Raw genomic sequence first — 12,421 nt, 5'->3', positions numbered from 1 at the left:
CGAAGGGATCTGACCCCGGGGGCTACACCGGCAGCGGCAACCAGGCCAGGCTGGCCGATGCCAGCAGGATGGCAATGCCGGTGGCGGCCAGTACATCGGACGGGTAGTGCAGGCCCAGCACCACCCGCGACAGCGCGACGCCGAAGGTGAACGGCACCAGCAGCGGCGCCAGCCACGGGTAGTAGGCCAGCGCGACGATGGTGAACGACACCGCGTGCAGGGTGTGCCCGGAGGGGAAGCTGAACTCGTCCAGCGGCGCCACCCAGGCGCGGATGCGCAGATCGGCCGCATACGGGCGGGGACGCCGGGTCCAGCGCTTGAGGCCTTTGTAGAGCAGCAGTGCGGCCAGACCGGTGGCGGCCATGTGCACCGATGCACGCAGTCCGTCGAAGCCGTCCAGCGCCACCAGCGCGCCCATCAGCACGTACCAGAACACGCCATCGCCGAGCCGGCTGATGACCGAGAACAGGCGACGCACGCGGCGACGCCGGCAGTAGTGGTTGGCCCGGCGGCAGAGCCGCGCCTCGCGGCCAGCCAGCAGCTCAAGCGGCGTGGTGCGCATGGCCGCTCCTCCGCGACTGGGCCAGCTCGGCCAGCAGGGCATCGAATTCGGCAACCACCTGCTGTGGATGCAGGCGCTTCATCGCACGCGCGGCGCTGCTGCCGAATTCGCGGCGCCGTGCATCATCGGCGGCCAGCTGCACCGCTGCCTCGATGAACTGCTCGTCGTTTTCCACGGCCGCACCGTTCTCGCCATCACGCAGGTATTCGCGGGCCGCACCGTAGTCGAAAGCGACGGTGGCCAGGCCGCTGGCCATGCTTTCCAGGGTCACGTTGCCAAAGGTCTCGCTGCGGCTGGGGAACAGGAACAGGTCACCGCTGGCGAAATGCCGTGCCAGGGCTTCGCCGCGCTGGATGCCGCAGAAAATGAAATCGGGGTTTTCATGTGCCAGTTTTTCGCGGGCCGGACCATCACCCACCCAGACGAAGCGGGCTTTGGGGCGGATCTGCTGCAGGCGGCGGAAGGCTTTCACCGCCAGGCCAAGGTTTTTTTCCGCAGCGATGCGGCCGACATGGATCGCGACCAGGCCGTTGCCGTCCACGCCCCATTCCTCGCGCAGCGCCGGGTCGCGCCGGCCCGGATCGAACTGCTGGCTGTCGACCGCGCGTGCCAGCAGGCGCACGCGTTCGAAGCCCTGTTCACCGAGGAACTGCTGCAGCTCGCGGGTGGGCACCAGGGTTGCATCGGCCTGGTTGTGGAACCGGCGCATCCAGCGCATCGCGGCAGCCTGCAGCCAAGCCACGCCGTAGTCGGGCAGGTACTCGTCGAAGCGGGTATGGAAACCACTGGCGACCGGAATGCCAAGGCGGCGCGCGGTGCGCAGCGCCGACCAGCCCAGCGGGCCTTCGGTGGCGATGTAGACCGCATCGGGACGCTGCTGCTGCCAGTGGCGGTTGAGCCGGATCGGTGCAGGCAGGCCAAAGCGCAGGCCGGGGTAGCGCGGCAGTGCGGCGCCCGGCACCAGCAGCGTGCCCGGTGCCGAGTCCAGTGCTTCACTGGTCTGGCGTGGCCGGATCAGGTCGATGTCATGGCCGGAATTGCGCAGTCCCTGCTCCAGGCCCTGCACGGTGAGGGCAACGCCGTTCACTTCCGGCGGGTAGGTCTCGGTGACGATGGCATAGCGCATGGCGGGCCTCCGGGTTTCCGGCATGCTCGGGCCTGGCGATGTAGCCGATATGACCGCTTTGCGACCACGGGATGACGGTGGTCAGGTCCCTGTACGAAGCCACGGCCCCGAAGGGCCGTGGCGATCGTGCAGATGGCGCGGTGGATCAGAAGCGCTGCTGGTATTTCATGTAGATGAAACGACCGATGTCGAAGCCACCGTAGTAGGAGAAGTTGGCGCTCGGCTGGCTGTACATGGCCGGTCCCTGGCGGCCGAACACATTGTTGGCACCGATCGAGACGGTCGCATCCCATGGCAGGTTGTAGCGCGCCTGCACGTCGTGGAAGGTGACCGATCCGCGACGGTTGTAGTCACGGCTGCCACTGAACCACGGCGCGCGCTGGCCCGGGTGCGAGCACTCACCCGGATACGTGGCTGCATCCAGGCAACGCTCCTTGACCGCGGAGAAATAGCGCAGGCCCCAGTTAAGGCCGAGGTTGCCACGCTCCCAGCCCAACGATGCGTTGGAGCGCACACGGAAGCCGATGCCGCCGTTGCTGGCGATGCCATTGCTGGGAATGGGCGGGGCATCCGCCTCGTTGGTGGTCCGTTCTTCCGCGGCGACCACATAGGTGGTCTTCCAGTCGGCGCTCAGCGTGCCCCAGGACGTTTCGATCTTGTGGCCGATCTCCAGGTCATAGCCTTCGGCCTGGCGGAACCCGCTGTTGCGGCTGCCATAGTTGAGCGTGTTGACGATGCCCAGTTCCGGGTCGCGGGTGAAACTGCCGCAGCGCTCGGCGATGCCCAGTTCGTAGCAGTCGCGGAGGATGTCGTTGGGATGGTCGGCGACGATGGTGTTGTCGATGCGGATCTTCCACCAGTCCAACGCAATGTTCAGTCCTTCGGCAAACGTCGGGCTCCAGACCAGGCCCAGCGTGCGGCTGGTCGAGGTTTCCGGCTTCAGGTCGGGATTGGAGCCGTTGGTGAAGGGCAGGGGCGTCTGCCCACTGCTGCCGGTGATCGGCTCGTTGCCCTGGCCGAGCTGGCGGTAGCTGTCCGCATTGGCGATGTCGGCGGCGCAGCGTGCACGTACCTCCGGGCTGCTGGCGGCGGCGCCATAGACCGTATCGCAGGGATCACGGAAGCCGGTGGTGAAGGTCTGCGAGCCGCCGCCGTACAGATTCGAGATGGTCGGCGCACGGAAACCCTGGGCCCAGGTGCCACGGACCAGCAGCTGGTCGATCGGCTTCCACGAGATGCCGAACTTGCTGTTGAGGGTTCCGCCGAAGGTGGTGTAGTCCGAGTAGCGCGTTGCCATGTCCAGGGTCAGCTGGCGTGCACCGGGGAGGTCGCTCAGCACCGGCACGCTCAGCTCCAGATAGGCCTCGTCGACACGGTAGCCACCGCCGGTGGGGCCCGCCGCCAGATTGGTGGTGGCGCCGGTCTGGGCCAGCGCATCGGGAATGAAGCGACCCTCCTCGCGGCGGCTCTCCACACCCAGGGCGAAGCCCAGTTCCCCGGCAGGCAGCGTGGCAAGGCCGCCACTGAGGCTGGCGAACAGGTTGCGGGTGGTGTTGCGGCCACGGGTGAGTTCCTCGGGGAACAGCCAGTCCTGCAGTTCGCCATTGCCGGTCAGGCCGTACGGGTCATCCTGGCCATACGGCACCAGTGGATTCCAGGGCTTGCAGCCGGCAATCGGTGCATCCGGTGTACCGCATTCCACCTTGCCGGTGGCCGGGTTGTAGAACGAAGGACCGGTGGAATCGGCAACGCGCTGCTTGTGCAGGTTGCCGGTGGCACGCTGCTCCAGCTCGCTGCGGTTGTACTGGTAGCCGGCTTCCCAATCGAAGTCGCGACCGGCGAACTGGAAGCTGCCTTCAAACGCTGCAATACCCTGCCAGGTGGTCAGTTCGCTGGTGCTGATGCGTGGAATCTCCCAGGTGCGGCGGTTCCAGTGCACGTCGCTTGGGCGTTCATAGCCGTGGTGGCGGCCGAACGGATTGAACCAGCTGTCGGCGGACATCGGCGTGATGCCGGCCGCACCGGACTGGAACGGATAGCCGGCAATCTGGCGCGTGGTGGTGCGTCGGTTGTAGGCCAGCTGGGTGTTGAAGCGGATCTGGTCGTTCAGATCCATGCGTGCATCGACGAAGAGCGAATCGCGCTTGATCGGCGTCTGCACGTGCATCTGTTCATTGCTGTTGCTGACATCACCGGTGAACGGCGTGTTGTCACTGAGGTGGAAGCTGTCCGGCCCGCCCGGCTGGCTGCCGCGATCGAGCGAATAGCTGCAGCCACGGGCGCTGCTGCAGCCCGGGCCCTTGAAGCCGACGATGCGCCCCCACTGCCCGACCGTGGTCCAGCCATCGTCCGGATGACGATCGGTATAGGTGTAGGCGCTGAAGCCGCGGTCCTTCGCCCAAACGCCCTTTTCTTCGACATGCTCGGCGGCGACACTGATCGAAGCGCGGTCATTCGACCAGCCGGCAACCACGTCGTACTGGGTGCGGGCACCATCGCCTTCGCTGAACTGCCCGTGGTAGACGTTGGCGGTCACGCCCTGGACGTTGCGCCGGGTGATGATGTTGACCACGCCGGCCATCGCGTCGGAACCGTAGATGGCCGAGGCGCCGTCCTTCAGCACTTCCATGCGTTCCACGGCAGCGGCGGGAATGCTGGATATATCCTGGTAACCCGAAGTGGTCATGCCCAGGCGCTTGCCGTTGACCAGCACCAGGGTGCGCTGTGCACCGAGGCCGCGCATGTCCACGTAGCTGCCGCCTGCGGCCTCGCCCGCACTGAGCGGGCTGGCACGGCTCAAGGCCGGGCTGCCGGTTGCGGTCAGGTTCTGCAGGATGTCGGCAACGGAATTGAAGCCCTGCCGCTCGATGTCGGCGCGGCTGATGGTCAGCACCGGCTGCGCGGTTTCCAGGTCGACCTGGCGGATGCGCGAACCGGTGATCTCGATACGATCCAGCGTGGTGGCTTCCGGTGCGTGCTGGGCGAATGCGGGGGCGGCCAGTGCGGTGGTGGCCGTCATCGCCAGTGCACGACGGATCGCCAACCCGAGCTCGGGAATACGGATGGTCATGGGTCTCTCTCTCAGTCTTCGAAGTCTTCGGAACACAGCCAAGCGGGGCTGCGTCAACTCCACCGCGGCGGTGGATGTTCGAACCTAGTGAAGATGGATGGGGAGACGTATGGGCAAGCGACGAAAGCGCTGCAGACGGCCGTGACGCTTCTGCACAAAGCGGAAGCAAATCAATCGATTGCTCCAACCTGTGGCATCGCGGCGGACGCAGCGCAGAGGACCGTGTCCCTGATTGAACGCATCACGGTCAATGTGGAAAGCGACAGTCTGCGCGGAGGCAGAAAAAAACCACGGCCCCGAAGGGCCGTGGTCGTCGAGCTTCAACAGCGCGGATGGATCAGAAGCGCTGCTGGTACTTCATGTACATGAAACGACCGATGTCGTAGCCACCGTAGTAGGAGAACGACGAGTTCGGCTTGCTGTACATCACCGGCGCTTCCTTGCCGAACACATTGTTCGCGCCCACCGAAACGGTGGCATCCCACGGTAGGTTGTAGCGGAACTGCACGTCATGGAAGGTCACGGCACCGCGCTCGTTGTACGCGGTCGGCGACTTCAGCCACGGAGCCAGGAAGGTCGGATCGGAGCATTCGTCCGCATAACGCGAGGCGTTGAGGCAGCGCTCCTTCACACCGGAGTAGTAGCGCGCCGTCCAGCTGACGCCGAAGTCACCCACATCCCAGCCCAGCACCAGGTTCGAGCGCACGCGGAACGCAAGGCTGGTGGCGGTGCCGATGGTGTTGGCAACGCCGTTGATCGGCGTGATCGCTTCGCGGACATCGTTGGTGGAGCGGTAGACGTTCTTGCTGACGTAGGTGCTGGTCCAGCCTGCGCTCAGCTTGCCGTAGCTGGTGTCGACGCGGTAGCTGACATCCAGGTCGTAACCTTCGGTCTCGGCAAAGCCGGCATTGCGGTTGCCGAACTTCAGGCCGGTGACGATGCCGTTGGACGGGTCACGGCTGAAGCGGCTGCAGCGCGATTCGATGCCCTGCTCGTAGCAGTCCCTCAGGATCTGGTTCGGGCTGTCACCGACGATGGTGTTGTCGATGCGGATCTTCCACCAGTCCAGCGCCACGTTGAAGTTGCTGATGAAGGTCGGGCTCCACACCAGGCCCAGCGTCTTGCTGGTCGAGGTTTCCGGAACCAGCAGCGGGTTCGAACCGGACACGAACGGCGTCGGGGTCGCATCCTGCGCCGTGGTCACCGGGGTGTTGCCCTGCTTCAGCTGGCGGAAGTTGCCGGCATCGGCGATGTCACGTGCGCATCGCGCGCGGACTTCAGCACTGCCCTTGGCCGAGCCGAACACGGTGTCGCACGGATCGCTGAACTGCGCGAAGGTTTCCGAACCACCACCGTACAGGTCGTTGATGGTCGGGGCGCGGAAGCCTTCTGCCCAGGTACCACGGACCAGCAGCTGGTCGATCGGCTTCCACTTGAAGCCGAACTTGCTGTTGAGCGTGTTGCCGAAGGTGTTGTACTTGGAGTAACGGGTGGCGGCACTGAAGCTCAGCTCACGCGCACCGGGCAGGTCGGCCAGCACCGGCACGCTGAGCTCCAGGTAGGCTTCCTTCACGTTGTAGCTGCCACCGGTCGGGCCTGCGGCCAGGTTGGTGGTGGCGCCGGTCTGGGCCAGGGCATCGGGGGTGTAGCGGCCATCTTCCTTGCGGCTTTCCACGCCGAAAGCGAAGCCCAGGTCGCCGGCCGGCAGGGTCATGATGCTGCCGGACAGGTTGGCGAACGCGTTCTTGGTGGTGGTGCGGCCGGTGGTGCGTTCCGCTGGGAACAGCCAGGCCATCAGTTCTTCATTGCCGGTCAGCCCGTTCGGATCGTTCTTGCCGTAGGGCACCAGCGGGTTCCACGGCGTGCAGCCGCTGATCACCGCGCCCGGACGGCCACACATCACCTTGCCGGTGGCCGGATCCAGGAACGACGGACCCACAGCATCGCGCACGCGCTTCTTGTGCAGGTTGCCGGTGGCGGTAGCGGTCAGCTCGTTGCGGTTGTACTGGTAGCCCACGTCCCAGTCGAAGTAGCGCTGGCCGATCTCGAAGCTGCCATCCAGCGACACTACCGCACGGTAGGTCTTCAGTTCGCTGGTGCTCACACGCGGGATTTCCCAGGTGCGGCGGTTCCAGGCCACGTCGGTAGGCTTGGCATAGCCGTGCTGGTTGCCGAACGGATTGAAGTAGCTGTCCTTGGACATCAGGCCGGTGGCGGTCGGGTCGCCCGAGATGGACACCGAGCTGGACTGCAGGGGGTAGCCTGCAATCTGGCGCTCGGCCGAACGCTTGTTGTAGCCGAATTCGGTGCGCAGGTTGACCTGGTCGGTGATCTTGAAGCGACCGTCGAAGTACACCGAATCACGCTTGAGCGGATACATGACGTGCATCTGTTCGTTGGCGTTGCTGACGTCGCCGGTGAACGGGGTCGCATCGGTCAGGTGGTAGTTGGCCGGGTTGGTCGGGTCAGCACCACGGTTGAGCGAATAGCCGCAGCCGTCCTTGGTGTTGGTGCAGCCCGGGCCGCCCTTCAGGCCGGTGACCTGGCCCCACTGGCTCAGCGTGGTCCAGTTGGAGGCATCGTTCGGGTGGCGGTCGCTCACGCCGTACTTGCTGAACCAGCGGTCCTTGGCCCAGACGCTCTTTTCTTCGGAGTGCTCCAGTGCCAGGGTCAGCGACACGCGGTCATTGCTCCAGCCACCCACCACGTCGAAGCGATCGCGCGCGCCGTCACCTTCGCTGTACTGGCCGTGGTAGACGTTGGCGGTCACGCCGTTGACGTTGGAACGGGTGATGATGTTGACCACGCCGGCCATCGCATCGGAACCGTAGATGGCCGACGCGCCATCCTTCAGCACTTCGATGCGCTCCACCGCCGACACCGGCAGCGAGGACACGTCCTGCAGGCCCGAGGTGCTGATGCCCAGGCGCTTGCCGTTGACCAGCACCAGGGTGCGCTGCGCGCCCAGGTTGCGCATGTCGATGTAGGTGCCGCCGGTGTTTTCGCCCGAGCTCAGTGCGTTTGCACGGCTGATCGCCGGGCTGCCCATGGCGGTCACGTTCTGCAGGATGTCGGCCACCGAGCTGAAGCCCTGGCGCTCGATGTCCAACCGGCTCAGTGCCAGGACCGGCTGAGCGGTCTCCACGTCCACCTGGCGGATGCGCGAGCCAGTGATCTCGATGCGATCCAGGGTGGTCGGCGCGGCGGTGCTGCCACTCTGGGCGAACGCAGGCAGGGCGGCCAGCGTCGCAGTGGTTGCCAGGGCGTAGCGGATGGCCTGCCCCAGGGGGGTGGTACGTGAAGTCATGACGAGCTCTCTCTCTCTCAGGTCGTGCAGGGACGCCAAAAGGGGCGTCGAAGAAATCGGCCGCCCACAAGCGGACCGATGACCCGATAGTAGTCTCGTTGGTTAATGCTCTGTAAAGAGGTCGTGTCGATTTGTACCAGGCTTCATCGTCAGATTTCACGAAAGCTCAACAAAAGCAGTCGCTTAGCTGTAACGCTGAATGCGCTCCCCCGACTTGATCTGCTGCGTCGCAGCAGGTCAACCGGGGGCGCATGCGCGAACCGTAACGGTGTGTGACCTTCTTTCCCTCGCGGGAAAGCGTGAGCCTCAGGCTACGAAGGGCCGGAACTGGATGCCCAGCCCGGCGATGCCGTCGGTCTCGCCGATCAGATCGGCGCGCAGCAGTGGCCGGGCATCAATGAAGGCCTGCGGCACGATCAACGACAGGCGGTTGTCGTCGGCGGTCAGTTCCAACGCCGGCAGTGGATCGTCCTCATGGGCACGATTGAGCAGCACCGCCAAGCGCAGCAGGGCGGCCAGCCGGCGAGCGGTCAGCAGCAGGCGCTCGGGCAGGGCGTCGAAGGCGGTCTTGGTCACGCTGCGGCGATGGCTGCGCACCAGCGCGGCCAGCATCTGCTGTTCCTGCCGCGAGAAGCCGGCGATATCCGAGTGTTCCAGCACGTAACTGCCATGCACGTGGTAGCCGCTGTGCGCGATCATCAGGCCCAGCTCGTGCAGGCGCGCGGCCCAGCCGAGCATGCGCGCGTCGTCGGCATCGAGCCGCCAGCGTTCCTGCACCTGTTCCAGCAGTGACAGCGCGGTGTCCTGCACACGGTCGGCCTGCACGGTATCGATGCCGTAGCGCTGGCTGAGCGCGGACACCGATTCATCGCGCAGATCGTTCTCGCCAGCGCGGCCGACGATGTCGTAGAGGATGCCTTCGCGCATCGCGGCCTTGCTGACCAGCAGCTTCTGCAGGCCCAGCGCCTGGAAGGCGGCCTCCAGCACCAGGATGCCGCCGGCAATGATCGGGCGGCGGTCGCTGGACAGTCCCGGCAACTGGATGTCGTCGATCTTCTTGGCCTTCAGCAGTTCGTCGCGCAGTTGCGGCAGGGCCTCGGCGGTAATCGCGCCCTTGCTCAGCTTCATCGTCGCGCAGATCTCGCTGATCGCCTTGTGCGTGCCCGAAGAACCCAGCGCTTCCTGCCAGCCCAGCGCGCGGTACTTGCTGGCGAAGGGCTGGAACTCGCGACCGATCTCGGCCAGCGCGTCCTTCCAGCGCTTCTTGCTCAGCTTGCCGCCGGGGAAGAAACGCCGGGTGCTGGCAATGCAGCCGGCCTGCAGGCTTTCGCGCTCCAGGGTCTGCATGCCCATGCCGATGATGAACTCGGTGGAGCCGCCGCCGATGTCGATGACCAGCCGGCGCTGGCCGGGCTTGGGCGGTTGTGCATGGGCCACGCCCAGGTAGATCAGGCGCGCTTCTTCGCGGCCGCTGACCACTTCGATGGCGTGCCCGAGCGCGGTTTCGGCGGGAACCAGGAACGACTGCGGTGAACGCAGCTGGCGCACGGTGTTGGTGGCCAGGGCGCGCACCCGGTGCGGCGGTACATTGCGGATGCGCTGGCCGAAGCGGGCCAGGCATTCCAGCGCGCGCTGCCGGGCAGCGGAGGAGAGCCCGCCTTTGCCGTCCAGGCCGTCGGCCATGCGCACCGTCTCGCGCAGGCGGTCGATTACCCGCAGCTGGCCGAGCGTGTAGCGCGCGATGACCATGTGGAAACTATTGGAGCCAAGGTCGATGGCGGCCAGCAGGTCGCCATCCTGCAATGCGGGCGGAGTCGTGGTGGTGTGCGGCATGGACGAATGTTAGCCGAAGGGGCGGTGTGCTCGTCACCGCGCGGCCTTCACATTTTGGAAGAGGGGAGTGCGGCAGGGCTGCGCCCTGCACCTGCCGAATCAACGGCAACGGCAACAGCCGAAGCAAAGGCTGGCTTCCTGTGGGCAGGCAGGGTGAGTCCGGCTGCGGGGGACGCTGCAAGTACGTCCATGTAAGCTCGGTCGCGCCATCCATGGCGCTCACGCCCCCGCAACCGGACCCACCCCGCCTTCGACAGATTTCTGCGATCTGATAGTGGGTGCCGACCGTTGGTCGGCACTGATCCTATCCAGCCCCAAATCGGTGCCTACCGCTCCTGGTAGGTGTCGACCTTGGTCGACACGCTGGCTCCATGGATGATCGGGATCGCTTTTGGTAGGTGTCGACCTTGGTCGACACACCGGGTTACAGACCCTGCATCAGTGCCATCTGCGCAGAATGCGGTGCCTCGTCGTGGGCGGGCGCACGCTTGTGGTAGATGCCGTCGGCATCCAGTTCCCAGGCGTTGAGGTTGTCGTCCAGGTAGTTCTGCAGGACCTCGCGGTAGACCCGCTTGGCCAGCTCCGGGTCGAGGATCGGGAAGCAGGTCTCGACCCGGCGCAGCAGGTTGCGTTCCAGCCAGTCGGCGCTGGCGCAGTACATCTCCGGTGCGCCGTCGTTGCCGAACCAGTAGACGCGGCTGTGCTCCAGGAAGCGGCCGACGATCGAGCGCACGCGGATGTTGTCCGAGATGCCCGGCACACCCGGGCGCAGGGTGCAGGCGCCGCGGATGATCAGGTCGATCTGCACGCCGGCCTGCGAGGCGGCGTACAGCGCGCGCACCACCTGCGGTTCGTTCAGGGCGTTCATCTTGGCGATGATCCGCGCCGGGCGACCCGCGGCGGCGATGCGCGTCTCGCGCTCGATGCGGCCGAGGATGCCGGTGTGCAGGGTGAAGGGCGACTGCAGCAGGCGCTTGAGCTTCATCTTCGAGGCCAGCCCGGACAGCTGCTGGAACAGCAGGTGCACATCGTTGCCGATGTCCGCATCGGCGGTGATCAGGCTGATGTCGGTGTACGCACGGGCGGTACCGCTGTGATAGTTGCCGGTACCCAGGTGCACGTAACGGCGCAGCTTGCGGCCCTCGCGGCGCACGATCAGCAGCATCTTGGCGTGGGTCTTGTAGCCGACCACGCCATACACCACCTGCACGCCGGCCTCCTGCAGGCGATCAGCCAGGCCGAGGTTGGCTTCCTCGTCGAAGCGGGCGCGCAGTTCGACCACCACGGTCACGTCCTTGCCGTTGCGTGCGGCCTGGATCAGTGCATCGACAATCAGCGAATCCTTGCCGGTGCGGTACAGGGTCTGCTTGATCGCCAGCACGTTGGGATCGACCGCCGCCTGCCGGATCAGGTCCAGCACCGCGGTGAAGGCATCGAACGGGTGATGCAGCAGCAGGTCGTGGCGCGCCACTGTCTCGAAGATGCCGTCGCTGTCGCGCAGCGTGCGCGGGGTCATCGGCGGGTACTTCAGGTCTGGCTGTGCGATCAGGTCGTACAGCTGGATGATGCGGTTGAGGTTGACCGGGCCGTCGATGCGGTACACCGCGTTCTCGGTCAGGCCGAAGTTCTGCAGCAGGGTGCGCACGATGTCGCGCGGCATGTCCTGCGCGATTTCCAGGCGCACTGCCGGCCGGTAGCCGCGGTCGACCAGTTCGTCGCGCAGTGCCAGCGCCAGGTTCTCCACTTCCTCCTCGTCCACCACCAGCTCGGAGTTGCGGGTAACGCGGAACTGGTAGGCACCCTGGACTTCCATGCCCGGGAACAGTTCATCGACGAACGTGGACAGCACCGAGGACAGGAACACGAAGTTCTGCGGACCGCCGAGTTTCTCCGGCAGCTGGATGATGCGCGGCAGCGAGCGCGGCGCACGCACGATGGCCAGGTGGCCGGCGCGGCCGAACGCGTCGGTGCCCTTCAGCACCACCACGATGTTCAGCGACTTGTTGAGGATCTTCGGGAACGGGTGCACCGGGTCCAGGCCCAGCGGCGACAGCACCGGCATGATCTCGTTGCGGAAGTACGCACGCAGCCAGCGCTTCTGGCGATCGGTCCAGGAATGGCGGCCGAGCACGCCGATGCCGGCCTCCATCAGCGCCGGGCGCAGCGTCTCGTTCCAGCAGCGGTACTGCTGGTCCACCAGTTCCGCGGCGCGGTCATGGATGGCGTTGAGGATGGCCTGCGGGCTCATCCCGTCCGGCGCCGGCGGCAGGCCGAATTCCTGCGCGTGGCGTACGGCAGCGGCGCGGATCTCGAAGAACTCGTCGAGGTTGGTGCAGGAGATGCACATGAAGCGCAGGCGCTCCAGCAGCGGCACCTGCGGGTCCATCGCCTGCGCCAGCACGCGGAAGTTGAAATCCAGCTGCGACAGCTCGCGGTTGATGTACAGCGCCGGGTCGCGCAACGGATCGTTGTCCGGGCTCACGGGGAGGGGGAGGGATCCGAGGCTGCTCATTGCGTCATTCT

The 12,421-nt window shown here is 65.8% G+C and carries 6 protein-coding genes; all 6 read right to left on the bottom strand.

The annotated features are described in order from the left end of the window. Positions 1-22 precede the first annotated feature (22 nt). Positions 23-562 carry a phosphatase PAP2 family protein gene (locus tag QRO95_RS18090; RefSeq protein ID WP_049400923.1) on the bottom strand — a complete coding sequence of 180 codons (540 nt, stop codon included), beginning with the start codon at positions 560-562 and terminating at the stop codon, positions 23-25. Then, positions 543-1,688: a glycosyltransferase family 1 protein gene (locus QRO95_RS18085; protein WP_032129074.1), complete on the bottom strand. Its 1,146-nt coding sequence runs from the start codon at positions 1,686-1,688 to the stop codon at positions 543-545. The genes QRO95_RS18090 and QRO95_RS18085 overlap by 20 nt, the downstream gene beginning before the upstream one ends. A gap of 145 nt (positions 1,689-1,833) precedes the next feature. Then, positions 1,834-4,758, bottom strand: a complete 2,925-nt coding sequence (locus tag QRO95_RS18080) for a TonB-dependent receptor domain-containing protein (protein ID WP_285303136.1) — start codon at positions 4,756-4,758, stop codon at positions 1,834-1,836. A gap of 337 nt (positions 4,759-5,095) precedes the next feature. Further along, entirely contained in the window at positions 5,096-8,065 is a 2,970-nt protein-coding gene (locus tag QRO95_RS18075) for a TonB-dependent receptor domain-containing protein (protein WP_285303135.1), read from the bottom strand. A 306-nt stretch (positions 8,066-8,371) separates the two neighbouring features. After that, entirely contained in the window at positions 8,372-9,898 is a 1,527-nt protein-coding gene (gene ppx, locus QRO95_RS18070; RefSeq protein ID WP_010483920.1) for an exopolyphosphatase, read from the bottom strand. A gap of 424 nt (positions 9,899-10,322) precedes the next feature. Beyond that, positions 10,323-12,410: a polyphosphate kinase 1 gene (ppk1, locus tag QRO95_RS18065; protein ID WP_049400920.1), complete on the bottom strand. Its 2,088-nt coding sequence runs from the start codon at positions 12,408-12,410 to the stop codon at positions 10,323-10,325. Positions 12,411-12,421: the final 11 nt, after the last annotated feature.

Origin of the sequence: Stenotrophomonas maltophilia group sp. Smal13 (assembly GCF_030236855.1) — a bacterium.
Classification (GTDB): Bacteria; Pseudomonadota; Gammaproteobacteria; order Xanthomonadales; family Xanthomonadaceae; genus Stenotrophomonas; species Stenotrophomonas maltophilia_A.
This window is presented reverse-complemented; position numbering and strand designations above follow the sequence as displayed.

Bases quoted from the DNA above. Each gene is read 5' to 3' on its own strand.
- ppx (WP_010483920.1), bottom strand. From the start codon at position 9,898: ATGCCGCACACCACCACGACTCCGCCCGCATTGCAGGATGGCGACCTG.
- QRO95_RS18075 (WP_285303135.1), bottom strand. From the start codon at position 8,065: ATGACTTCACGTACCACCCCCCTGGGGCAGGCCATCCGCTACGCCCTG.
- QRO95_RS18080 (WP_285303136.1), bottom strand. From the start codon at position 4,758: ATGACCATCCGTATTCCCGAGCTCGGGTTGGCGATCCGTCGTGCACTG.
- QRO95_RS18090 (WP_049400923.1), bottom strand. From the start codon at position 562: ATGCGCACCACGCCGCTTGAGCTGCTGGCTGGCCGCGAGGCGCGGCTC.
- ppk1 (WP_049400920.1), bottom strand. From the start codon at position 12,410: ATGAGCAGCCTCGGATCCCTCCCCCTCCCCGTGAGCCCGGACAACGAT.
- QRO95_RS18085 (WP_032129074.1), bottom strand. From the start codon at position 1,688: ATGCGCTATGCCATCGTCACCGAGACCTACCCGCCGGAAGTGAACGGC.